Origin of the sequence: Streptomyces sp. XD-27 (assembly GCF_030553055.1) — a bacterium.
Classification (GTDB): Bacteria; Actinomycetota; Actinomycetes; order Streptomycetales; family Streptomycetaceae; genus Streptomyces.
This window is the reverse complement of sequence record NZ_CP130713.1, coordinates 2,902,453-2,923,738: the sequence shown is the minus strand read 5'-3', so window position 1 is coordinate 2,923,738 and position 21,286 is coordinate 2,902,453. Positions and strand designations below refer to the sequence as shown.

The window sequence follows — 21,286 nt, the reverse complement described above, 5'->3', positions numbered from 1 at the left end:
GCTCATCCCTGTGCGCCGTTCGGGGCGGTGATCTTTCGCCGACCCCCCGCGGGTGCGAGTCTGGAGCCATGACGGACCTGGCCGACCTGCTGCGCAAGGGCCTCCCCGAAGAGGCCGTGCTGACCGATCCCGACATCACGGGCAGTTACGCCAACGACATGGCCGGCTTCTGCGCGGCGGGCGCGCCCGCCGTCGTCGTACTGCCGCGCACCGTCGAACACGTGCAGCACGTCATGCGCACCGCGACCGCGCTGCGCGTGCCCGTCGTCCCGCAGGGCGCCAGGACCGGCCTGTCGGGAGCCGCCAACGCCTCCGACGGCTGCATCGTGCTCTCCCTGGTCAAGATGGACCGCATCCTGGAGATCAACCCCGTCGACCGGATCGCGGTCGTCGAACCCGGCGTCGTCAACGCCGTGCTCTCCCGTGCCGTCATGGAGCGGGGCCTGTACTACCCCCCGGACCCCTCCAGCTGGGAGCAGTGCACCATCGGCGGCAACATCGGCACCGCCTCGGGCGGCCTGTGCTGCGTGAAGTACGGGGTCACCGCCGAGTACGTGCTCGGCCTCGACGTCGTCCTCGCCGACGGCCGCCTGCTGACCACCGGCCGCCGCACCGCCAAGGGCGTCGCGGGCTACGACCTCACCCGGCTGTTCGTCGGCTCCGAGGGCAGCCTTGGCGTCATCGTCCGCGCCGTTCTCGCCCTGCGGCCCGCCCCGCCGGAGCAGCTCGTGCTCGCCGCCGAGTTCCCCTCGACCGCCGCCGCCTGCGACGCCGTATGCCGGATCATGGAGCGCGGACACACCCCGGCGCTGCTGGAGCTCATGGACCGCACCTGCGTGCGCGCCGTCAACGACATGACGCACATGGGGCTGCCGGAGACCACCGAGGCGCTGCTGCTGGCCGCCTTTGACACCCCCGACCCCGCCGCCGACCTCGCCGCCCTCGGCGAACTGTGCACGGCCGCGGGCGCCACCGAGGTCGTCCCCGCCGAGGACGCCGCCGAGTCCGACCTGCTGCTCCAGGCGCGGCGGGCCACGCTCACCGCGCTGGAGGCCGTGAAGTCCACGACGATGATCGACGACGTGTGTGTGCCGCGCTCCCGGCTCGCCGAGATGATCGACGGCACCGCCGCCATCGCCCGTAAGTACGACCTCACCATCGGGGTCGTGGCGCACGCCGGGGACGGCAACACCCATCCGACGGTCTGCTTCGACGCGGCCGACCCCGACGAGACCCGCCGCGCCCGCGCGTCCTTCGACGAGATCATGGCGCTCGGCCTCGGGCTGGGCGGCACCATCACCGGCGAACACGGCGTCGGCGTCCTCAAGAAGGAGTGGCTCGCCCGCGAACTCGGCCCGGTCGGAGTGGAGTTGCAGCGCGGCATCAAGCAGGTCTTCGACCCGCTCGGTCTGCTGAATCCGGGCAAGCTGTTCTGACGCGGGTGATGCCTCGTCTGACGCGGGTGGTGGCCCGTCTGATGTGGGTGATGTCCTGTTTGACGCGGACGGTGACCCGTACGCCCGCGGGTCACCCCCCGCGCCCCTCGTCGCACCGCCTCACGCCCCGCCCTCCGCGGACGGCGACCCGTCCGACGGCCACGGGCGGCGCAGCCACACATCGTCCCCCGGCGTCGGCGACAGCAGCGCGGTCAGCGCCTCGTCCACGTCGAGCCGCTCGCCCTCGGAACCCGGGGGCACCGCCCGCAGCGTGCGCTCCAGCCACGCCGAGACCGTCGACGCCGGCGCCTCCAGCAGCGCGTCACCATCCGGCGAACTCAGCGCCATCACCACGATGCCGCGCCCGCCCAGCCGCGTCGGCCAGACCCGGACGTCCCCCTCGCCGGTCGCCCGGAACACCCCCTCCACCAGCAGCTCGCGGGCGAAGGTCCAGTGCACCGGCACGTCCGAGCCGACGTGGAAGGTGATGTGCACGGCGTACGGGTCGTGCGCCAGGTAGGCCAGCCTGGCCGGCACGGGGATGCTGCGCTCCGGCGACAGCACCAGGTTCATCTCCAGCTCTCGCTCCACCACGGTCCTCATCAGTGCGCCCTCTTTCGCTCTGCTCAGCTCTGCCCTGCCCTGCCCTGCTTCTCGCGTCGCGGAGCCCCCGGTTGACCCCCGGTCCGCGGGCCCGCACCCGGAGAGAGCGCACTTCCCCGGTCTCATTACGCGACTTTCCGCGATCCGTCCGAAGTTTTTTCGGCTCGCACGTGAGAGTGGTGCCGGACGCGGTCGGGGCCCCTGCCGCGGGCCCGTCTGGTAGAGAGAGGCGGTGGAGCGATATACACCGCCTCGCGCTTGTGCGGCAGACTGCATACGCCCCACCGACAGCACAGCAGACACGGGACATCGGAGATCATGAGCGCCCCTACCTCAGGATCCGCGGACGGCAGCTCGATTCCAGGGTTCTATCCAGATCCGTCGATCCCCGGCTATATCCGCTACTGGAACGGCGCCGCATGGGTCCCCGGTACCAGTCGGCCCGCGCCGGCCGAGGGCGAAGCCATGCCCACGCCGCCGCCGGGCATCACCACGGCGGACCGGCCGGACGCCGAGCACGCCTCCGCGCAGACCCAGATCACGGGCGCCCTGCCGGACGAGACCGGGCCGGTGTTCCTCGACACGCCTCCGGCGAGCGGGAGCGGTGGCGGCGCCGTATCCGAGGCCCGGGCGGAGCGGGACGCCGATGCCGTGACACCGCGGCCCGCCGACGAGCACGACCCCCAGTGGTCGTCCGGCTCGCGGCCCGAACCCGCCTCCGCCTGGCAGGCGGACGCGTCCCGCCAGTCCGGGTTCGGTGCCGAACCGGGCCGCCGCGTCTCCTGGGGCGCGGGCGGGCCCGGCGGCGCCGCGGCTCCGGGCGGCGGAGCGCCGGCGGCACGCGACCCCCGGCTGGGCGTCTCCGGCGCCCCCGTACCGGGCGCGCGTACGGGCGGCGAGCCGGGGCGCGCGGACGGCTCCGGCAACGCCCCCGCACTGCCGCCCACCGGCCCGATCCCCGCGCAGGCGGGGGCGGCTCCCGGCGGTACCTCTCGGACAGACGCCGGGGGAGGCGGCGCTGAGGGAGGACCGTCCGACGGCCGCCCGGCCGCCGCGTCCGGCACCGGCCCCGGCGGCCCGGCCGCGGGGCAGGGCCCGGCAGCGCCCGGATCCGACGGCACCCTGACGATGCGCGCCACCCGGCCCGACAGCGGTGGCGCGTCCGGTGCGGGCACCCCCGACTCCGCGTCCGCGCCGTCCGCACTGGCCCAAGGTGGCGCACCGGCCCGCGACGAGGGGACCCTGACGTTCCGCGCCCAGCGTGACCTCCCCCAGACTCCTCCCCCAGCGCGGCCGCTGGGCGGTGCCCCCGGGCGGTACCCCCAGGAGGTGCCCCCAGGCGGATCCGGTGCGCGCGGCGAGGACGGCGGCACCGCCACGCCGCCCGCCTCCCCGCCACCGGCCGGCGCCGGGCAGCACCCGGGCGTCCCCGCGCAGGGCGGGCCCGTACCCGGTGGACCCGCACCCGCCGCGGCCGTCCCGCAGAGCCCGCCCGGCCCGCCGGGCTGGGCGCAGCAGCAGGCGCAGCGGTTCCCGCAGCAGCCGGGCCCGGGCGGTGCTCCGGGGCCCGGGGCCGCGCCAGGTGCCGCCGCTCCCGGGGCCGGCCCCAACGCACCGGCGCCCGCATCCGCATCCGCGCCCGCGCCGGGCCCCGATGCCGTCATCCCGTGGAAGCCGCCGGTGGACAACCCGTTCCTGCGGGCCGCCCAGGCCCCGGGGCGGCCCGCACCGCTCGGCCGCCGCTTCCTCGCGCGGCTGATCGACACCATCGTCCTGCTCGCCGCGGTCGGCGCGGCCGCCGTCCCGTTGTGGGGCAAGGCGACGGACCACATCGACGGGAAGATCGACGAAGCCAAGCGGACCGGCGAGACCGTGACGGTCTATCTGCTGGACGGCACCACCGGCGCGTACCTCGGCATCCTGCTCGGCGTCCTGATGCTGGCGGGTGTGGTCTACGAGGCGCTGCCGACCGCCAAATGGGGCCGCACCCTGGGCAAGAAGCTGTGCGGGCTGCGGACGCTGGACATCGAGGACCACGACACCCCGTCGTTCGGCGCCGCACTGCGCCGCTGGCTGGTCTACGGCGTGCTCGGGGTCCTGGTGATCGGGTTCGTCAACGTGCTGTGGTGCCTGTTCGACCGCCCCTGGCGCCAGTGCTGGCACGACAAGGCGGCCCGCACCTTCGTCGCCACGACGGCCGACCGGGCGTAGCCCGTACCCCCGGACAGGCCGCCGCGGTAGCCCGAACGGCACGTGCCGGATGCGGCGGAGCGCGCGCCGGGTTCGACTCGGGCCATGAGCACCGAGCCGCCGCCCGAGGACGACCCGTTCGCGAAGAGGCCGCCGTCCGATCCCCCGCCGGGGGAGGGCGGCGGCGGCCCCTATGGCGGCGGTCCGCCCCCGAGCGACGGTCCGCCCCCGGGCGGCGGTGTCCCGCCCGGGGGGCCGCCCCCGGCGGCGGTCCGTACGGCGGCGGTCCGCCCTACGGCGAGGGCCCGTACGGCGGCGGCCCGCCCTACGGTGGTGGCCCCTACGGCGGCGGTCCCTACGGCGGTGGTCCCTACGGCGAGCCCGACCCGCGGCTCGCGGGCATGCCCCCGCTCGCCTCCCTGCCCCGCAGGCTGCTCGCCCGCATCATCGACGCGTTGATCATCGGCATCCCGGTCTCCCTCGTCATGGCCGTGCTGCTGGGCGGCTTCGACCCGGTCAACGACAACAGCGAGGCGACCGCCGTCTCCATGGTCACCGTCCTCGTCTACTTCTTCTACGAGGGGATGATGCTCACCAACAGCGGCCAGACCGTCGGCAAGCGGCTGATGAGGATCCGGGTCGCGATGCTGCGCGACGGCTCGATCCCCGCCGGCCAGCCGGGCTGGCTGCGGGCGGCCGTCTACGCGCTGCCGGAGGTCGTGCCCATCTGCGGCTTCGTCTTCTGGCTGATCAACGTCCTGTGGTGCACGTGGGACCGGCCGTACCGGCAGTGCATCCACGACAAGGCGGCGACGACGGTCGTGGTGTCCGCCGAGTAACTACCCGCGCGCGCTGGGCGGCTGGTGTAATCGGGGCCATGAGCGCCGACCAGCCCCCTCCGTCGTTCCCGCCGCCGCCCTCCTCGCCGGACCCGGCGCCCCCGTACGGTCCGCCGGTGCCGCTGCCCGGCATGCCGCCGCTGGCCACGTGGAGTCAGCGCTACTGGGCGCGGCTGATCGACACACTCGTCCTCGGTGTCCTCTGGGTGCTGATGCTGGCGGGGACCGGCGCCCTTGAATACACCATGGACCACCCGAACAAGCAGGACACTCCCAAGGTGCTGCTCTCCGCGGTGCTCACGTTCCTGCTGTACTTCGCGTACGAGGGCGCCATGCTGGCGCGCGATGGGCAGACGCTGGGCAAGAAGGCGCTGCGGATCCGGGTCGCGATGCTCGCGGACGGCGATGTGCCGGGTGGCCAGGGGTGGGTGCGCGCGGCGGTGTACGCCCTGCCGGGGATCCTTTCGCCGGTGGTGATCGGCTGGGTGTTCTGGCTGATCAGCTCGCTGTGGCAGCTGTGGGACAAGCCGTTCGCGCAGAGCCTGCACGACAAGGCGGCCAAGACCGTGGTGGTGTCAGCCGTGCGGTGAGGGTCAGCCGTGCAGTGAGTGTTCGTCCACCCGGGGCTCGTCCGCCCGGCGCTCATCCACCTGGCACTCATCGACCTGCCGGGCCGCCGGGCCGCCGGAGGCCACGGGACAGCGGGACCGCACGCCGACCGCACGGCGGCGCGCGCCCGGCAGTGGCGCGGTGACCGCGACCAGCAGGCCCAGCGCCAGTGCGGCCACGGCGACGACGGCGACGCCCAGGCCCGAACGCGACTGCGACAGCAGCAGCATGGCGAGGGTCGACAGGATGACGGTGGCCGAACCGTAGGCGAACTGGGCGCGAGTCGGACGCGGCATGGCGGGATCCGTCCTCAAGGCATCGGCGGACGAGCGTCTAAGGTCCTGCATGCCCGACCGGGACGGCGGGTAAGCGCGCGCCTCGCCACGGCCCCGCGCGACCGGTGCACAGGGGGCGCACGGAGTCACGTCCGGTTTCAACCCGTGAGACAAGCGCGCTCGTTCCGCTCAGCGGTATCCGCCCGTCGGCTTCGTCGACCGGTATCCCCGCGTCCGCATGATCGCTATGCGGGTGCCAAGGATCGGTTAACGTACTGCCGTTGTCTGTTCATGTCAAGATCTGTCTTTTCTGTCGCCACTCCTGTCAAATACGGCCCAGGTTTGACAGGGGAGGCATGTTTTGAACAGCCAACGGAGGGCCGTCAGATCGGCCGCCATCGCCACGGTGATCGCCGCTATCGGCGCGGTCGCCCTGACCAGTGGCATGGCACAGGCCGACGATCAACCGGCTGCGCCGCGTGCGGAGCGCCATGACCCGGCGCCCGCGCGGAGCGACGTCGACCACGATCTGACGGGGCCGTACAGCAAGGAGCAGGAGGCGCGCCGCGAGGCCGCCCTCCAGCAGGTCATATCCGGCGACGCCGACACCGAGCGGCGCGGCGGCTCGGAGGTCGTCAAGCTCGGCAAGGGCAAGTACGTCGAGCTCGCCCGGGAGAAGACGGACAAGATCTTCACCATCCTCGTGGAGTTCGGCGACAAGGTCGACGACACGACGATGCACGACCCGGACGGCCCGGACGGGCCGAAGCCGCCGGTGAAGAAGTACGGCGGCACGCCGGGTCCGGCGCACAACACCATCGCCGAACCCGACCGCGCCACCGACAACAGCACCGCCTGGCAGAAGGACTTCAACCGCAAGCACTTCCAGGACCTGTACTTCTCCAAGGAGAAGGGCAAGCAGTCCCTGAAGAAGTACTACGAGAAGCAGTCCTCGGGCCGCTACTCGGTCGACGGCGAGGTCTCCGACTGGGTGAAGGTCGACGCGAACGAGGGCCGTTACGGCTCCAACTACTGCGGCGACCACAACTGCAGCAACGCCTGGGACCTGATCCGCGACGGCGTCAACCAGTGGGCCAAGGACCAGAAGGCCGCCGGCCGCACCGACGCCCAGATCAAGGCGGACCTGGCGAAGTACGACCAGTGGGACCGCTACGACCACGACGGCGACGGCAACTTCAACGAGCCGGACGGCTACATCGACCACTTCCAGATCGTGCACGCGGGCGAGGACGAGTCCGCGGGCGGCGGCGCGCAGGGTGAGACCGCCCTGTGGGCGCACCGCTGGTACGCGTACGGCAGCGACGCGGGCAAGACCGGGCCGGGCGAGAACAAGGCCGGCGGCACCCAGATCGGCGAGACCGGCATCTGGGTCGGCGACTACACCATGCAGCCGGAGAACGGCGGGCTCGGCGTCTTCGCCCACGAGTACGGCCACGACCTGGGCCTCCCCGACGAGTACGACACCACCGGCAAGGGCGAGTCGTCGGTCGCCTACTGGTCGCTGATGTCCTCCGGTTCGTGGCTCGGCCGCGGCAAGGACTCCATCGGCGACCTGCCCGGCGACATGAACGCCTGGGACAAGCTCCAGCTCGGCTGGCTCAACTACGACCGGGCGAAGGCCGGGAAGAAGTCCACGCACAAGCTGGGCGTCGCCGAGTACAACACCAAGCGGAAGCAGGCGCTGGTCGTCGAGCTGCCCGCGAAGCCCGTCACCACCGAGGTCGTCAAGCCGGCCGAGGGCACCAAGCAGTGGTGGAGCGGCCAGGGCGACGACCTCAAGAACACCCTCGCCCGCACCGTCGACCTGACGGGCAAGGCCAAGGCCTCGCTGGACCTCCAGGGCTGGTGGGACATCGAGGAGAACTACGACTACCTCTACGCGGAGGTCTCCACCGACGGCGGCGCCAACTGGACGCCGGTGGACGGCACCGCGGACGGCAAGGCCATTCCGCGCGACGGTGGCGACAAGCCCGCCCTGACCGGTGTCTCCGGCGCGTACAAGAAGCTCTCGTACCCGCTGGACGCCTACGCGGGCAAGAAGATCGACGTCCGCTTCCGCTACCAGACCGACGGCGGCACGAGCGGCAAGGGCTTCGCGGCCGACGCGATCAGCGTGACGGCTGACGGCAAGGCGCTGTTCACCGACGGCGCCGAGGGCGACGACAACGGCTGGGCGGTGAAGGGCTACACGCGCATCGGCGCCTCCTTCACCAAGGAGTACGCGCAGTACTACATCGCCGAGAACCGGCAGTACGTGTCGTACGACAAGACCCTCAAGGTCGGCCCGTACAACTTCGGTTGGTCCGACACCAAGCCGAACTGGGTCGAGCACTTCCCGTACCAGAACGGCCTGCTGATCTGGAAGTGGGACACCTCGCAGCCGGACAACAACGTCGGCGTGCACCCGGGCAGCGGCCTGATCCTGCCGGTCGACGCGCACGCCAAGCCGGAGAAGTGGGCGGACGGCACGCTGATGCGCAACCGCTTCCAGGCGTACGACTCCCCGTTCAGCCGCTTCCGCACGGACGGCTACACCGTGCACAACAAGGGCGTCCCCACGAAGATCAAGTCGAAGAAGGGTACGTCGGTCTTCGACGACCGCAAGGGCGTCTACTGGTACGACACGAACCCGACCGGTGGTGTCAAGATCACTGACACCAACACCAAGATCGCGATCCTCAAGGAGGCCCTCGACGGCTCCTCGATGACCGTCCAGGTGGCCCCCTCTGTGAAGTAGACCTCGTCGTCGCAGGTCACAGCGTTACCGGCCGTCGCCCTCTAGCGGGCGGCGGCCGTTCGCGTTTAGATGCAGCTACGACCTTCTTATTGACACGACATCTCACGGGGGAGATGAACGCATGGCCGACGGCGGATTCACCAAGCTTCCAGGCGGGAGCGTGGTCGTCGCACTCTCGCTCCCGCGCCCGCCGCTGGGCGGCGCGGGCGGCGGCCGGGGTGCGGCGGTCCCGCAGGTCCGGGTGCTGGTGCACGCGGTCAACCGGCAGCGCGCCCTGACCAGGCTGCGCAACCTGGGGCTGGGCGCGGTCTACCTGCGCGGCAACATGAAGCCGCCGACGCCGGACGAGGTGACGGCGGTGCTGCACCATCCGGACGGGCTGGTGTGGCGTACGGCACCGGAGTGCGGCGGCGAGCTGTGGCACCCCATCGCCGCCCTGCTCCGCGCCCCTGTCCGCCCGCTCACGGCCTGACCTGCGCCTTCACCCCTGCCAGGACGCGAAGGCGTACCGGCAGGGCCGGGTGAGGGGTGGCTCGGCGGCGTACCGGCGGGGCGGGGGCGACCCGGAGGCGAACCGGCAGGGCCGGGTGCGGGTGGCTCAGACGACCGGTTTGCCGGTCAGCTCCACGCCCGCCGCCCGCAGCTCCTCCAGCGCCCGCTGCGTCGTCTCCGGCGCCACCCCCGCCGTCAGGTCCAGCAGCACCTGCGTCCGGAAGCCCTCGCTGCGCGCGTCCAGGGCCGTCGCCCGTACGCAGTGGTCGGTGGCGATGCCGACCACGTCCACCTCGGTCACGTCCCGCTCGCGCAGCCACTCCGCCAGCGGGGTGCCGTTCTCGTCGGTGCCCTCGAAGCCGCTGTACGCCGCCGCGTGCGCGCCCTTGTCGAAGACCGCCTCGATCGCGCCGGACGCGATCACCGGGGCGAGGTTCGGGTGGAAGCCGCTGCCCTCGGTGCCGGCCACACAGTGCACGGGCCAGCTGGTGACGTAGTCCGGGTGGTCGGAGAAGTGGTCGCCGGGGTCGATGTGGTGGTCGCGGGTCGCGACGACATGCCGGTAGCCGGCGGTGGACTCCCCGATCAGGTCGGTGATGGCGGCGGCGACGTCCGAGCCGCCCGCGACCGCGAGGCTGCCGCCCTCACAGAAGTCGTTCTGTACGTCGACGACGATCAGTGCGCGGTGCATGGCGCGTGCCTTCCGGCTGGAGACGGGAGGTGCCGGGGCGCGGCCCGGCCCTTGGCGGACGGTGATCTGCGGCGGATGTAACCGAGGGTATCCACTTGGCGGTGATTACGGGAGTGGTAGGGGAGCCGTACGGGAGTCGCACTGGAGTCGCATTGGAGTCGCAGGGGAGTCGCGCGGGGGCGGCCCGGGGCGCGCAGCCCCCTCCGGGGCGCCCCCCCACGATCGAGCCCGGCGAAGCGACCGGGGACCTCCCTTTCCCCGGTCGCCGGGCGCCGCGACGTCTCAGACGAACTCCGTCGGCAGCACCGGCTCGCCGCGCGACAGCTGCGTGGCCGACAGTGGCAGTCCCGCCCGGGCCGCCGCGTGCCGGGCGCGCGCCGCGTCCAGGGGCTCGCGGGCAACGGTCTCGCCGCCCCGTATCAGCGGCACCTGGAGCTGCCGGTCCGCCAGCTCCGCCGGGATCGCGCCGGAGCCGACCACCTCCGCGTCGGCCACCCCGTCCGCGTCCAGCCGCCGCGCCGCCCACTTGCGGCCGCCGACGGAGCTCTTGCCGCCCATCGACTTCTTCGCGACCGGCCGCAGCGGGGCGGCCGGGTCGTCGCTGTCGGCCCGGGCGACCAGTTTGTAGACCATGGAGCAGGTCGGGTGGCCGCTGCCGGTGACGAGCTGGGTGCCGACCCCGTACGCGTCCACCGGCGCGGCGGCCAGCGAGGCGATCGCGTACTCGTCGAGGTCGCTGGTCACGACGATCTTGGTCTCCTTGGCGCCCAGATCGTCCAGCTGCTGCCGCACCCGGTGGGCGAGCAGCAGCAGGTCGCCGGAGTCGATGCGGACCGCGCCCAGGCCGGGCCCGGCCACCTCGACGGCGGTACGGACCGCCTCGGCGACGTCGTAGGTGTCCAGCAGCAGGGTGGTGCCGCTGCCGAGCGAGTCGACCTGGGCGGTGAAGGCGTCCCGCTCGTTGTCGTGCAGCAGGGTGAAGGAGTGCGCGCTGGTGCCCATGGTCGGGATGCTGTAGCGGAACCCGGCGGCCAGGGCGGTGGTGGTGGTGAAGCCGCCGACGTACGCGGCGCGGGCGGCGGCCACGGCGGACAGCTCGTGGGTGCGGCGGGCGCCCATCTCGATCAGCGGCCGGTCGCCGGCGGCCACGGACATCCGGGACGCGGCGGCGGCCACGGCCGAGTCGTGGTTGAGGATCGACAGGAGCACCGTCTCCAGCAGCACGGCCTCGGCGAACGTGCCCTCGACGCGCATGACGGGGGAGCCGGGGAAGTAGACCTCGCCCTCCGGGTAGCCCCAGATGTCGCCGCGGAAGCGGTAGTCGGCGAGCCAGGCCAGCGTCGGCTCGTCGACGATCCGCTGCTCGGCGAGGAAGTCCAGGACGCCGCTGTCGAAGCGGAAGTTCTCGACGGCGTCCAGGACCCGCCCGGTGCCCGCGACGACGCCGTAGCGGCGGCCGTCGGGCAGTCGGCGGGTGAAGACCTCGAAGACGCAGGCCCGGTCGGCGGTGCCCGCCCGCAGCGCGGCCTGCAGCATCGTCAGCTCGTACCGGTCGGTGAACAGCGCTGTCGACGGCACGGCCACCGGCAGCCCCAAGTCCGCAGTGTTCATGGGCATGATGCTAACCCAATTTCGTCAGAGTGACGATTTCTAAGGTGGCGAGCCCGGGGTGCCGTCCGGCGCCGCGCCACGACGGGCCTCGCCGTAGCGGGGGCCTTTGTGCGCCGGTCCACTCCGGGTGGCAGCATGGAACCCGTGAGTGTCGCACCGGCGGAGATCGAACGTACCGAGACGAGCGAGGCGCCTTCGGCGGTGCCGGAGCCCGACGTCCCCTGGGTCACGGTGGTCCACAACGATCCGGTGAACCTCATGAGCTACGTCACCTATGTCTTCCAGAGCTACTTCGGCTACCCGAAGGACAAGGCGCACCGACTGATGCTGGACGTCCACCACAAGGGCCGCGCGATCGTCTCCAGCGGCAGCCGCGAGGAGATGGAACGCGACGTGCAGGCCATGCACGGGTACGGCCTGTGGGCCACCCTCCAGCAGGAGCGCTGATGTCGGGGACCTTTGAACCGCGGCCCGGCGGCGGGGCGGCCGTCGCCCTCGACCAGGTCGAGATCTCCATCCTGCGCAGCCTCGCCGTGCAGATGCTGGAGCTGATCGGGCCGGGCGACGAGCCGGCGGCCGGCGGCGACCCGCTCGCCGCGCTCTTCGCCGAGGGCCCCAGCGAACCGCCCGCCGATCCGGCGCTCGCCCGGCTGTTCCCGGACGCCTACGGGGGGCCGGACCGCGAGCTGAGCGCGGAGGAGGAGGTCGAGGCGCGGGCCGCCTCGTCCGAGTTCCGCCGCTATACCGAGACCGACCTGCGGACCCGCAAGCGCGAGGACGCCCTGGCCGTGGTGCGCGCGCTGGACGCGCTCGGCTCCGACGCCGCCGCCTCCGGTCCGGCCGCGGACTCCGCGGTGCTGGAGCTGGACCCGGGCGAGTGCACGCGCTGGCTGGGCGCGCTCAACGACCTGCGGCTGACGATCGGCACCCGGCTGGAGGTGACGGACGACGAGGACGGCGGCGAGCTGCTGCGGCTGCCGGACTCCGATCCGCGCAAGCCGATGGTGCTGGCGTACTTCTGGCTGGGGGGACTCCAGGAGTCACTCGTAGAGACGCTCATGACGTGACGCAGATACGTCGATAGCCGTCCTTTTCGGACATCTCTCGAGCCTGTTCGCTCAGAGGGTGCTCAATTCCGAATAACGATCGGATTACCGCGTACGCCTTATTTCGCACCCTGAGCGCAGTTTGTCCGGTTCTTTCTGTGGTGCCGCCCACAATCGCCTCGACGGATCACTGTTGCGGCCGTGATAAATCTTCACGACCAACCCGTGGACGCCACCCCTGTCCGCGGGACGCTCCAACCGGCAGACCGCCGGTAGCACTCCATCGAACATCCGGGGGGATCGGGACCCGATCCGAGCCGCAGAGGCCGGGTCGGTATGGAGAAAGGCGTCCAATCCATGACCTCAGTGCGGGTCGCAGAACATCACGACGGCAATGAGGCCGCGGGTACCACACCCGAAGAGGGTTACGAGCGGGGACTGGGCAGCCGCCAGGTCCAGATGATCGCCATCGGCGGCGCCATCGGCGTCGGCCTCTTCATGGGAGCCGGGGCGAACATCGCCAAGGCGGGCCCGAGCATCATCCTGATGTACGCCCTCGCGGGCGTCATCATCTTCTTCATCATGCGAGCGCTCGGCGAGCTGCTCCTCTACCGCCCGTGTTCGGGCTCCTTCGCGGAGTACGCCCGCGAGTTCCTCGGCCCGTTCTTCGGGTACGTCACCGGCTGGACCTACTGGCTCATGTGGGTCGTCACCGGCATGGCGGAGCTCACCGCGGCGGCCATCTACGTCCACTTCTGGTTCCCCGAGATCCCGCAATGGGTCAGCGCCCTGGTCTTCCTGGTGGTGCTGTTCGGCGTCAACCTGATCTCGGTGAAGATCTTCGGCGAGGTCGAGTTCTGGTTCTCGATGGTCAAGGTCACCGCGATCATCGGCATGATCGTCATCGGTCTGGGCGTGCTCACCCTCGGCTTCTCCGACGCCGGTGACACCGCCACGCCGTCCAACCTCTGGTCGCACGGCGGCATCTTCCCCAACGGCATCGGCGACAGCCTGATGACCCTGCAGGGCGTGATGTTCGCCTACCTGGCCGTCGAGCTGGTCGGCGTCACCGCCGGCGAGTCCGAGAACCCGGAGAAGACGCTCCCCAAGGCGATCAACACCCTGCCGTGGCGCATCATCATCTTCTACGTCGGCGCGCTCGCCGTGCTGCTGGCCGTGGTCAAGTGGACCGAGTTCACCGACGGCGAGAGCCCCTTCGTGCATGCCTTCGACAAGATCGGCATCCCGTTCGCGGCCGGCATCGTGAACTTCGTGGTCCTCACCGCGGCCCTGTCGTCCTGCAACTCCGGCATGTACTCCACCGGCCGCATGCTGCGCGACCTGGCCGCCAACAACGAGGCGCCCGGTGTCTTCGGCAAGCTCAACGCCCGCAAGACCCCGGCCATCGGCATCACGCTCTCCGTCATCCTGATGGGCATCGGCGTGGTCCTGAACTACGTCGTCCCGGACAAGGCGTTCGAGTACGTCGTCTCGGTCGCCACGGCCGCTGGCATCTGGACCTGGATGATGATCCTGGTCAGCCACATCCGCTACCGCCGCGCGGTGGTCGCGGGCCGGCTGCCGGGCTCCTCGTTCCCGGCCCCGGGCGGCGCCGCCTTCAGCTGGGTCGCGCTGCTCTTCCTGATCTTCGTCACCGGCATGATCGCCTACGACAAGGACGCCCGGGTGTCCCTGTACGTCGGCGCGGGCTGGGCCGTGGCCCTGGCCGTCGGCTGGTTCGTCCTCAAGAGCCGCAACCCGCAGATCGCGGCGGCGGCGCAGGCCGAGGCGGAGAAGGCACCCGCGGCCAAGTAGGCCCCGCGGCCAGGTGGGCCCGCGGCCGACCAGGCCCCGCGTCTCACCGCAGCGTCTCAACAGGCGGGCTCCGGATCTCGTATCCGGGGCCCGCCTGCCTATTCTGTGGCCATGCTGACCATCACCGAGGCCCTGCACGACGAGATCGTCAAGCACGCCCGCGCCGACCACCCCGACGAGGCGTGCGGCGTGGTCGCGGGACCGGCGGGCAGCGGGCGCCCCGAGCGCTTCATCCCCATGCTCAACGCGGCCCGTTCGCCCACGTTCTACGAGTTCGACTCGACCGACCTGCTCAAGCTCTACCGGGAGATGGACGACCGGGACGAGGAGCCCGTCGTCATCTACCACTCCCACACCGCCACCGAGGCGTACCCCTCCCGCACCGACATCTCCTACGCCAACGAGCCCGGCGCGCACTACGTCCTGGTCTCCACGGCCGAGTGCGGGAACGACGAGGGCCCGGTGCAGTTCCGTTCGTTCCGCATCGTGGACGGCGAGGTCACCGAGGAAGAGGTCCAGGTCGTCGCGGCGTACGAGGACGGGGCCGCGTCTCGCTAGGTGGTCGCTTTCTGTCCGGGTCCTGGGACAGAGTTCCGGGGCCCGGTCCGGGAATCGATACGATGCCCGCATGGTTGTCCAGGACGAGCGGCCCCGCCGCACCGTCCGCCGCCGGTCGGGCCCGCCGACAGCAGCCCCCGCCTTCAGTATCGACAGGAGCCTCTCCATGGCCATCGAGGTCCGCATCCCGACCATCCTCCGCACCTACACCGACGGCAAGAAGGCCGTCGAGGGCAGCGGCGGCACGCTCGGCGAGCTCTTCGCCGACCTCGAGACGCGACACCAGGGCATCCAGGAGCGGCTGATCGACGCCGGCAAGCTGCGCCGTTTCGTGAACGTCTACCTCAACGACGAGGACGTGCGCTTCCTCGACGGGCTGACCACCAAGCTCACCGACGGCGACAGCGTCACGATCCTCCCGGCCGTGGCCGGAGGAGCGCGCTGACATGCGCTACGACAGCCCGCTGGCCGCGGTCGGCAACACGCCGCTCGTCCGGCTGCCCCGGCTCTCCCCCTCCTCCGAGGTGTCGGTCTGGGCGAAGCTGGAGGACCGCAACCCCACCGGCTCGGTCAAGGACCGCCCCGCGCTCCACATGATCGAACAGGCCGAGAAGGACGGCCGGTTGGCTCCCGGCAGCACCATCCTGGAGCCGACCAGCGGGAACACCGGCATCTCGCTCGCCATGGCGGCCAAGCTCAAGGGCTACCGCATCGTGTGCGTCATGCCGGAGAACACCAGCGAGGAGCGCCGCCAGCTGCTCGCCATGTGGGGCGCGGAGATCATCTCCTCGCCCGCGGCGGGCGGCTCCAACACGGCGGTCCGGGTGGCCAAGGAGCTGGCCGCCGAGCACCCGGACTGGGTGATGCTCTACCAGTACGGCAACCCGGACAACGCGGGCGCGCACTACGCCACCACCGGCCCGGAGATCCTCGCCGACCTCCCCTCCATCACGCACTTCGTGGCGGGCCTGGGCACCACCGGCACCCTGATGGGCGTCGGCCGCTATCTGCGCGAGCATGTTCCCGGCATCCAGATCGTCGCCGCCGAGCCGCGCTACGACGACGTCGTCTACGGCCTGCGCAATCTGGACGAGGGCTTCGTTCCCGAGCTGTACGACGAGTCGGTGCTCACCACCCGGTTCTCGGTGGGCTCCGAGGACGCCGTGGCCCGCACCCGCGAACTGCTCGCCCAGGAAGGCATCTTCGCGGGCGTCTCCACGGGGGCCGCGCTGCACGCCGCGCTCGGGGTGGCGCGCAAGGCGGTCAAGGCGGGGCAGCGGGCCGACGTGGTCTTCGTCGTCGCCGACGGCGGCTGGAAGTACCTCTCCACCGGTGTCTACACGGCGGCCACCACGGAAGAGGCCATCGAGACGCTGCACGGCCAGCTCTGGGCGTAGCCGCCCACTCGTGACGCTTCGGCGGGCTGGGGGCAGGGGTCCGGCCGTCCTGGTGATTCCAGCCACAACGCAGGCTCGTGGAGGAGCGACCTGGGCTTTCGCGCCTTACGCTCGTGGGCACCGCATGACCCCCCGGATCCCGCCCCTGGCCCTCGGCACAGGGACCCCCAAGGAGGTTCCTGCTCCATGAAGCTCACCGTCGTCGGATGCTCGGGGTCGTTCCCGTCCGCGGAGTCGGCCTGTTCGAGCTACCTCGTCGAGGCCGACGGTTTCCGGCTGCTGCTCGACATGGGCAACGGCGCCCTGGGCGAGCTCCAGCGCCACTGCGGTCTGTACGACCTCGACGCCGTCGTGCTGTCGCATCTGCACCCCGACCACTGCATCGACATGTGCGCCTATTTCGTGGCCCGCTACTACCGGTTCGACGGGGGCCGTGCGGACGCCATCCCGGTCTACGGTCCCGAGGGTACCGAGCGCCGGCTGGTGCGGGCGTACGACGACGTGCCGGACGAGCGCTCCATGGGGGAGGTCTTCGACTTCCGGACCCTGACGCCCGGCACGTTCACCGTGGGGCCGTTCACGGTGCGCACCGCCCGGGTCCGCCACCCGGTGGAGGCGTTCGGCTTCCGGATCGAGCACGGCGGCCGCACCCTGGTCTACTCCGGGGACACCGGCCCCTGCCAGGCCCTGAACGAGCTGGCCGCGGGCGCCGATCTGTTCCTGTGCGAGGCGGCGTTCACGCACGGCAAGGAGGACATCCCGGACCTGCACCTCAACGGCCGCCAGGCGGGCGAGGCCGCGCGGGCCGCCGGGGTGCGCACCCTGCTGCTGACCCACATCCCGCCGTGGACCGATCCGCAGCTCAACCAGCGGGACGCGCAGGAGGTCTTCGACGGCCCGGTGGAGCTGGCGAAGGCCGGCGCGGTCTACGAGGTGTAGTTGTTCCTTCCCGGGGCTCCGCCCCGGACCCCGGGCCTCAAAAGCCGGACGGGCTGGCAATCGCCAGCCCGTCCGGTCTTTGCCGAGGAGCAGGAATCAGGCCTTGTACTGGGCCTTCTCCTGCTCGGCGATCTCCTCGTCGGACTCGCGGCCCGGCGTCGGAAGGTTGAACTTGATGATCGCGAACCGGAAGATCGCGTAGTACAGCACCGCGAAGCACAGGCCGACGACCACCAGCAGCCACGGCTTGGTCGCGATGCCGAGGTTGAGCACGAAGTCGATGGCGCCGGCCGAGAAGCCGAAGCCGTCCTTCATGCCCAGGGCCCAGGTCAGCGCCAGCGAGACACCGGTCAGGACGGCGTGGATCGCGTAGAGCACCGGGGCGATGAACATGAAGGTGAACTCGATCGGCTCGGTCACGCCGGTGACGAAGGCGGTGAGCGCGATGGAGAACATCATGCCGCCGACGACCTTGCGGCGCTCGGGGCGGGCGCAGTGCACGATGGCCAGGCAGGCGGCCGGCAGCGCGAACATCATGATCGGGAAGAAGCCGGTCATGAACTGGCCGGCGTTCGGGTCGCCCTCCAGGAAGCGGGCGATGTCGCCGTGCTTGCCGTGGAAGTCACCGGCCTGGAGCCACGGGAAGGAGTTGAGCAGGTGATGCATGCCGACGGGGATCAGCGCGCGGTTGGCGACACCGAAGATGCCGGCGCCCGCGGCGCCCGAGTCGACCAGCCACTCACCGAAGTTGTGCAGGCCCGAGCCCAGGACCGGCCAGATGTAGCCGAAGACGACGCCGATGAACAGCCCGGCGAAGGCCGCCAGGATCGGGACCAGGCGGCGGCCGCCGAAGAAGCCCAGCCAGTCCGGGAGCTTCTTGCGGTGGTAGCGCTGGTAGAGCAGGGCGACGACGATGCCGATCACGACGCCGCCGAGGACACCGGCGTTGACCGGCGCGGAGACCTCGACGATCTTGCCGTCCGCGACCTGCTGGACCTTCGGCAGATTGTCGTCGGTGAAGGTGCCCAGTACCTTGCTGAAGACGAGGTAGCCGACGACGGCGGCCAGCGCGGTCGAGCCGTCCGCCTTCTTGGCGAACCCGATGGCGATGCCGACCGCGAACAGCAACGGCATGTTGTCCAGCAGCGCGCCACCGCCGGCCGCCATGAACTCGGCGATCTTGTTCAGGAAAGCCGGGAGCTTCTCCTTGCCGAGCATGTCATCCTGGCCGAGGCGGACCATGAGCGCCGCGGCGGGCAGGGTGGCGATGGGCAGCATCAGGCTGCGGCCGATGCGCTGGGCCACGGCCATCACGCTGGAGCCGCGGCTCTTCTTCTCCGGGGCCGCCGTCGCGGTGTCCGTACTCATCGGGTTCCTCCTGGTGAGGCGGGCACTCGAAGGGGGACAGCCCGCTTTTGGTCTACACCACCTAGTGGTGTAGACCTGTTGTAGCACGGAGGCATCCGTCGAAGGAATCCGCGGTTCCATGGTTTCATGTGGCCTGGACCACATGGCCGTCGGTTCGGGAGACGCCCTGCTCGGAGAGCGACACCCGATGATCGTGGTTAACGTATGAAAACCGTTCGTCGGTATCTCCGCAGGGTCGAGACAACAGGAGTGGGCCATGGCCAGCAAGGCTGAGAAGATCGTCGCGGGGCTCGGCGGTCTCGACAACATCGTCGAGATCGAGGGCTGCATCACCCGCCTCCGCACCGAGGTCCACGACGCCGATCTGGTCGACGAGGGCGCGCTCAAGGCCGCCGGAGCACACGGCGTCGTGAAGATGGGCACCGCGGTCCAGGTCGTCATCGGCACCGACGCCGACCCGATCGCCGCCGATATCGAAGACATGATGTGAGCGACACGCCCCCGCGGCGCTGACGCACCCGAAGGGCCCCGCTCTCGCACGGAGCGGGGCCCTTCTCCTGCAGTCGCCCCGGGGCCCCTCGCGCAGCCGATAGGCTCATCCCATGTCTCGTATCGACGGCCGTACCCCCGAACAGCTCCGCCCGGTGACCATCGAGCGCGGCTGGAGCATGCACGCCGAGGGCTCCGTCCTCATCTCCTTCGGAGGCACCCGCGTGCTGTGCACCGCCAGCGTCACCGAAGGCGTGCCGCGCTGGCGCAAGGGCAGCGGCGAGGGCTGGGTCACCGCCGAGTACGCCATGCTGCCGCGCGCCACCAACACCCGCGGCGACCGCGAGTCCGTCCGCGGCAAGATCGGCGGTCGCACCCACGAGATCTCCCGGCTCATCGGCCGCTCGCTGCGCGCCGTGATCGACTTCAAGTCCCTCGGCGAGAACACCGTCGTCCTCGACTGCGACGTCCTCCAGGCCGACGGCGGCACCCGCACCGCGGCCATCACCGGCGCCTACGTCGCCCTCGCCGACGCCATCGGCTGGGCCCAGGGCAAGAAGCTCATCAAGGCCGGCCGGCAGCCCCTCACCGGCACCGTCGCCGCGGTCAGCGTGGGCATCGTCGACGGCGTACCGCTGCTGGACCTGTGCTACGAGGAGGACGTGCGCGCCGAGACCGACATGAACGTCGTCTGCACCGGCGACGGCCGCTTCGTCGAGGTCCAGGGCACCGCCGAGGGCGAGCCGTTCGCCCGCGAGGAGCTCGACGGACTGCTGGACCTGGCCGTGGCGGGCTGCGGCCGGCTCGCCGAACTCCAGCGTGAGGCGCTCGCCACGGTGCAGTAGCCGCAGCAGGCGGAGCCGATCAACGCCGATCAACCAGGAACGGGTTCCTTGCGTTCCTATAGGCAGGCAGGGAGGCAGGCGTGCGGTCCGGACCGCACGCCTGCCTCCGAGACCGATGGGGAGGAACCCGTTGATGACCGCGCGCCATCGCCCGCATCGCCGCACCACCGCCACCGTACTCGCCGCCGCGACGCTCGCCTTAGGGGCGACGCTGACCACCGGCTGCGACGGCGACTCCGTACGCAAGGCCGTCGACTGCGGTCGGCTCGCCCTCGAGATATCCAACGACATCGACGACCTCCAGAAGGTGGTACTCGAGGCCGCTCTCGACCCCGACGAGGCCGACAAGATCCTCGACACCCTCGACAAGGACATCGACAAGCTCAAGGACAAGACCGACAACGCCGATGTCAGCAAGGCCCTCGACGATCTGCAGGAGGCCGTGGACAACGCGCAGAAGTCGATCGACAAGGGCGAAAAGCCCGACCTCACGCCGGTCAAGGACGCGGCAGGCGAGCTGACCAACGTCTGCACCTAGGACTGATGCTCCCTCGGAGGGGCACACCTCTGGGGGCACGTTCGAGAAAGGCGGGCGGCGGACTTCGGCACGGGAGGTCCCCGCCCTCCGGATCCGGGACGCCGCCCGCGCGTCCCGGATGATCGGGGTCCCGGATAATCGGGCCCCATGACCCGTCTCATCCTCGCCACCCGCAACGCCAACAAGGTCGCCGAGCTGCGCGCGATCCTCGCCGCCGCCGGACTCGACCTCGAACTCGTCGGCGCCGACGCCTACCCCGAGATCCCCGACGTGAAGGAGACCGGCGTCACCTTCGCCGAGAACGCGGCGCTGAAGGCCCGGACCCTCGCCCGCGCCACCGGACTCCCGGCGATCGCCGACGACTCCGGACTGTGCGTCGCCGTACTGGGCGGCGCACCCGGGATCTTCTCCGCCCGCTGGGCCGGCCGGCACGGCGACGACAAGGCCAACCTGGACCTGCTGCTGGCCCAACTCCAGGACATCGACGACGAACACCGCGCCGCGCACTTCGCCTGCGCCGCGGCGCTCGCCCTGCCGGACGGCCGGGAGCGCGTCGTCGAAGGCCGACTGGAGGGCACGCTGCGGCGCACGCCCGCGGGCTCCGGCGGGTTCGGCTACGACCCGATCCTCCAGCCGCACGGCGAGTCGCGGACCTGCGCCGAACTGACGCCGGAGGAGAAGAACGCGATCAGCCACCGGGGCAAGGCGTTCCGGGCGCTGGTCCCGGTGATCCGCGAACTGCTCGGCGGCTGAGCTCCGGTCGGCGGCCGAGCTCCGGGCCGGGCGG

22 protein-coding genes are annotated in these 21,286 nt (G+C 71.2%); 17 read left to right on the top strand and 5 right to left on the bottom strand.

Going from position 1 to position 21,286, the window contains the following annotated elements; genetic code table 11:
• Window positions 1–68: 68 nt before the first annotated feature.
• Complete coding sequence (locus tag Q3Y56_RS12330; protein ID WP_304461989.1) at window positions 69–1,436, top strand: FAD-binding oxidoreductase; 1,368 nt, start codon at window positions 69–71, stop codon at window positions 1,434–1,436.
• A 120-nt stretch (window positions 1,437–1,556) separates the two neighbouring features.
• On the opposite strand, the gene Q3Y56_RS12325 is transcribed toward Q3Y56_RS12330, so the two are convergent.
• A complete protein-coding gene (locus Q3Y56_RS12325; RefSeq protein ID WP_304461988.1) occupies window positions 1,557–2,039 on the bottom strand; it encodes an SsgA family sporulation/cell division regulator in 483 nt (160 codons plus the stop codon).
• 318 nt (window positions 2,040–2,357) lie between these two features.
• Here Q3Y56_RS12325 and Q3Y56_RS12320 point away from each other — a divergent pair, with 318 nt between their 5' ends.
• The 3 genes from Q3Y56_RS12320 to Q3Y56_RS12310 all read left to right on the top strand — a co-directional run bounded on the left by Q3Y56_RS12320 (window position 2,358) and on the right by Q3Y56_RS12310 (window position 5,658).
• Window positions 2,358–4,250 (top strand): RDD family protein, encoded by a 1,893-nt coding sequence (locus tag Q3Y56_RS12320; protein ID WP_304461987.1) that lies wholly within the window; start codon window positions 2,358–2,360, stop codon window positions 4,248–4,250.
• Between the two features lie 380 nt (window positions 4,251–4,630).
• A complete protein-coding gene (locus Q3Y56_RS33485) occupies window positions 4,631–5,068 on the top strand; it encodes an RDD family protein (RefSeq protein WP_369696738.1) in 438 nt (145 codons plus the stop codon).
• Window positions 5,069–5,106: 38 nt separating this feature from the next.
• Window positions 5,107–5,658 carry an RDD family protein gene (locus Q3Y56_RS12310; RefSeq protein WP_304461986.1) on the top strand — a complete coding sequence of 184 codons (552 nt, stop codon included), beginning with the start codon at window positions 5,107–5,109 and terminating at the stop codon, window positions 5,656–5,658.
• A gap of 3 nt (window positions 5,659–5,661) precedes the next feature.
• Here the strand turns inward: Q3Y56_RS12310 and Q3Y56_RS12305 are convergent, their stop codons facing one another.
• Window positions 5,662–5,973: a hypothetical protein gene (locus tag Q3Y56_RS12305; protein ID WP_304461985.1), complete on the bottom strand. Its 312-nt coding sequence runs from the start codon at window positions 5,971–5,973 to the stop codon at window positions 5,662–5,664.
• 340 nt (window positions 5,974–6,313) lie between these two features.
• On the opposite strand from Q3Y56_RS12305, the gene Q3Y56_RS12300 reads away from it, so the two are divergent.
• Both Q3Y56_RS12300 and Q3Y56_RS12295 read left to right on the top strand, forming a co-directional pair.
• Window positions 6,314–8,710: an immune inhibitor A domain-containing protein gene (locus Q3Y56_RS12300; RefSeq protein ID WP_304461984.1), complete on the top strand. Its 2,397-nt coding sequence runs from the start codon at window positions 6,314–6,316 to the stop codon at window positions 8,708–8,710.
• Window positions 8,711–8,831: 121 nt separating this feature from the next.
• Window positions 8,832–9,182 (top strand): hypothetical protein, encoded by a 351-nt coding sequence (locus Q3Y56_RS12295; RefSeq protein WP_304461983.1) that lies wholly within the window; start codon window positions 8,832–8,834, stop codon window positions 9,180–9,182.
• 126 nt (window positions 9,183–9,308) lie between these two features.
• Here the strand turns inward: Q3Y56_RS12295 and Q3Y56_RS12290 are convergent, their stop codons facing one another.
• A complete protein-coding gene (locus tag Q3Y56_RS12290; RefSeq protein WP_304461982.1) occupies window positions 9,309–9,893 on the bottom strand; it encodes a nicotinamidase in 585 nt (194 codons plus the stop codon).
• A 282-nt stretch (window positions 9,894–10,175) separates the two neighbouring features.
• Window positions 10,176–11,504, bottom strand: a complete 1,329-nt coding sequence (locus tag Q3Y56_RS12285) for a nicotinate phosphoribosyltransferase (protein WP_304461981.1) — start codon at window positions 11,502–11,504, stop codon at window positions 10,176–10,178.
• Window positions 11,505–11,639: 135 nt separating this feature from the next.
• On the opposite strand from Q3Y56_RS12285, the gene clpS reads away from it, so the two are divergent.
• From clpS to Q3Y56_RS12250, 7 genes are all read left to right on the top strand, one after another.
• Window positions 11,640–11,951 (top strand): ATP-dependent Clp protease adapter ClpS, encoded by a 312-nt coding sequence (gene clpS / locus Q3Y56_RS12280; RefSeq protein ID WP_304461980.1) that lies wholly within the window; start codon window positions 11,640–11,642, stop codon window positions 11,949–11,951.
• The gene (locus tag Q3Y56_RS12275) at window positions 11,951–12,571 is read left to right on the top strand and encodes a DUF2017 domain-containing protein (RefSeq protein WP_304461979.1); all 621 of its coding nucleotides are present in this window, start codon (window positions 11,951–11,953) and stop codon (window positions 12,569–12,571) included. The genes clpS and Q3Y56_RS12275 overlap by 1 nt, the downstream gene beginning before the upstream one ends.
• Before the next feature lie 336 nt (window positions 12,572–12,907).
• Window positions 12,908–14,365: an amino acid permease gene (locus Q3Y56_RS12270; protein WP_304461978.1), complete on the top strand. Its 1,458-nt coding sequence runs from the start codon at window positions 12,908–12,910 to the stop codon at window positions 14,363–14,365.
• A gap of 111 nt (window positions 14,366–14,476) precedes the next feature.
• Window positions 14,477–14,923 (top strand): M67 family metallopeptidase, encoded by a 447-nt coding sequence (locus Q3Y56_RS12265; protein WP_304461977.1) that lies wholly within the window; start codon window positions 14,477–14,479, stop codon window positions 14,921–14,923.
• Window positions 14,924–15,089: 166 nt separating this feature from the next.
• On the top strand, window positions 15,090–15,368 hold the full coding sequence (locus Q3Y56_RS12260) for a MoaD/ThiS family protein (RefSeq protein ID WP_304465572.1): 279 nt from the start codon (window positions 15,090–15,092) through the stop codon (window positions 15,366–15,368).
• Between the two features lies 1 nt (window position 15,369).
• Window positions 15,370–16,320: a PLP-dependent cysteine synthase family protein gene (locus tag Q3Y56_RS12255; protein ID WP_304461976.1), complete on the top strand. Its 951-nt coding sequence runs from the start codon at window positions 15,370–15,372 to the stop codon at window positions 16,318–16,320.
• A 186-nt stretch (window positions 16,321–16,506) separates the two neighbouring features.
• A complete protein-coding gene (locus Q3Y56_RS12250; RefSeq protein WP_304461975.1) occupies window positions 16,507–17,259 on the top strand; it encodes an MBL fold metallo-hydrolase in 753 nt (250 codons plus the stop codon).
• A gap of 96 nt (window positions 17,260–17,355) precedes the next feature.
• Here the strand turns inward: Q3Y56_RS12250 and Q3Y56_RS12245 are convergent, their stop codons facing one another.
• Window positions 17,356–18,627 carry a PTS transporter subunit EIIC gene (locus Q3Y56_RS12245; RefSeq protein ID WP_304461974.1) on the bottom strand — a complete coding sequence of 424 codons (1,272 nt, stop codon included), beginning with the start codon at window positions 18,625–18,627 and terminating at the stop codon, window positions 17,356–17,358.
• Between the two features lie 256 nt (window positions 18,628–18,883).
• Between Q3Y56_RS12245 and Q3Y56_RS12240 the strand changes: the two genes are divergently transcribed.
• The 4 genes from Q3Y56_RS12240 (at window position 18,884) to rdgB (ending at window position 21,252) form a co-directional block, all read left to right on the top strand.
• Window positions 18,884–19,117 (top strand): PTS glucose/sucrose transporter subunit IIB, encoded by a 234-nt coding sequence (locus Q3Y56_RS12240; protein ID WP_304461973.1) that lies wholly within the window; start codon window positions 18,884–18,886, stop codon window positions 19,115–19,117.
• Between the two features lie 112 nt (window positions 19,118–19,229).
• Window positions 19,230–19,961 (top strand): ribonuclease PH, encoded by a 732-nt coding sequence (gene rph, locus Q3Y56_RS12235; RefSeq protein ID WP_304461972.1) that lies wholly within the window; start codon window positions 19,230–19,232, stop codon window positions 19,959–19,961.
• Between the two features lie 133 nt (window positions 19,962–20,094).
• Window positions 20,095–20,499, top strand: a complete 405-nt coding sequence (locus tag Q3Y56_RS12230) for a hypothetical protein (RefSeq protein WP_304461971.1) — start codon at window positions 20,095–20,097, stop codon at window positions 20,497–20,499.
• A gap of 147 nt (window positions 20,500–20,646) precedes the next feature.
• Complete coding sequence (gene rdgB, locus Q3Y56_RS12225) at window positions 20,647–21,252, top strand: RdgB/HAM1 family non-canonical purine NTP pyrophosphatase (protein WP_304461970.1); 606 nt, start codon at window positions 20,647–20,649, stop codon at window positions 21,250–21,252.
• Window positions 21,253–21,286 lie beyond the last annotated feature (34 nt).

What these genes read in the sequence shown, in the direction of transcription:
- Q3Y56_RS12305 (WP_304461985.1), bottom strand. Translation starts at nt 5,973, where the DNA reads ATGCCGCGTCCGACTCGCGCCCAGTTCGCCTACGGTTCGGCCACCGTC.
- Q3Y56_RS12325 (WP_304461988.1), bottom strand. Translation starts at nt 2,039, where the DNA reads ATGAGGACCGTGGTGGAGCGAGAGCTGGAGATGAACCTGGTGCTGTCG.
- Q3Y56_RS12265 (WP_304461977.1), top strand. Translation starts at nt 14,477, where the DNA reads ATGCTGACCATCACCGAGGCCCTGCACGACGAGATCGTCAAGCACGCC.
- Q3Y56_RS12290 (WP_304461982.1), bottom strand. Translation starts at nt 9,893, where the DNA reads ATGCACCGCGCACTGATCGTCGTCGACGTACAGAACGACTTCTGTGAG.
- Q3Y56_RS12245 (WP_304461974.1), bottom strand. Translation starts at nt 18,627, where the DNA reads ATGAGTACGGACACCGCGACGGCGGCCCCGGAGAAGAAGAGCCGCGGC.
- rph (WP_304461972.1), top strand. Translation starts at nt 19,230, where the DNA reads ATGTCTCGTATCGACGGCCGTACCCCCGAACAGCTCCGCCCGGTGACC.
- Q3Y56_RS12255 (WP_304461976.1), top strand. Translation starts at nt 15,370, where the DNA reads ATGCGCTACGACAGCCCGCTGGCCGCGGTCGGCAACACGCCGCTCGTC.
- Q3Y56_RS12240 (WP_304461973.1), top strand. Translation starts at nt 18,884, where the DNA reads ATGGCCAGCAAGGCTGAGAAGATCGTCGCGGGGCTCGGCGGTCTCGAC.
- Q3Y56_RS12285 (WP_304461981.1), bottom strand. Translation starts at nt 11,504, where the DNA reads ATGAACACTGCGGACTTGGGGCTGCCGGTGGCCGTGCCGTCGACAGCG.
- Q3Y56_RS12295 (WP_304461983.1), top strand. Translation starts at nt 8,832, where the DNA reads ATGGCCGACGGCGGATTCACCAAGCTTCCAGGCGGGAGCGTGGTCGTC.
- Q3Y56_RS12260 (WP_304465572.1), top strand. Translation starts at nt 15,090, where the DNA reads ATGGCCATCGAGGTCCGCATCCCGACCATCCTCCGCACCTACACCGAC.
- rdgB (WP_304461970.1), top strand. Translation starts at nt 20,647, where the DNA reads ATGACCCGTCTCATCCTCGCCACCCGCAACGCCAACAAGGTCGCCGAG.
- Q3Y56_RS12270 (WP_304461978.1), top strand. Translation starts at nt 12,908, where the DNA reads ATGACCTCAGTGCGGGTCGCAGAACATCACGACGGCAATGAGGCCGCG.
- Q3Y56_RS12330 (WP_304461989.1), top strand. Translation starts at nt 69, where the DNA reads ATGACGGACCTGGCCGACCTGCTGCGCAAGGGCCTCCCCGAAGAGGCC.
- Q3Y56_RS33485 (WP_369696738.1), top strand. Translation starts at nt 4,631, where the DNA reads ATGCCCCCGCTCGCCTCCCTGCCCCGCAGGCTGCTCGCCCGCATCATC.
- Q3Y56_RS12310 (WP_304461986.1), top strand. Translation starts at nt 5,107, where the DNA reads ATGAGCGCCGACCAGCCCCCTCCGTCGTTCCCGCCGCCGCCCTCCTCG.
- Q3Y56_RS12250 (WP_304461975.1), top strand. Translation starts at nt 16,507, where the DNA reads ATGAAGCTCACCGTCGTCGGATGCTCGGGGTCGTTCCCGTCCGCGGAG.
- Q3Y56_RS12320 (WP_304461987.1), top strand. Translation starts at nt 2,358, where the DNA reads ATGAGCGCCCCTACCTCAGGATCCGCGGACGGCAGCTCGATTCCAGGG.
- Q3Y56_RS12275 (WP_304461979.1), top strand. Translation starts at nt 11,951, where the DNA reads ATGTCGGGGACCTTTGAACCGCGGCCCGGCGGCGGGGCGGCCGTCGCC.
- Q3Y56_RS12230 (WP_304461971.1), top strand. Translation starts at nt 20,095, where the DNA reads ATGACCGCGCGCCATCGCCCGCATCGCCGCACCACCGCCACCGTACTC.
- clpS (WP_304461980.1), top strand. Translation starts at nt 11,640, where the DNA reads ATGGAACCCGTGAGTGTCGCACCGGCGGAGATCGAACGTACCGAGACG.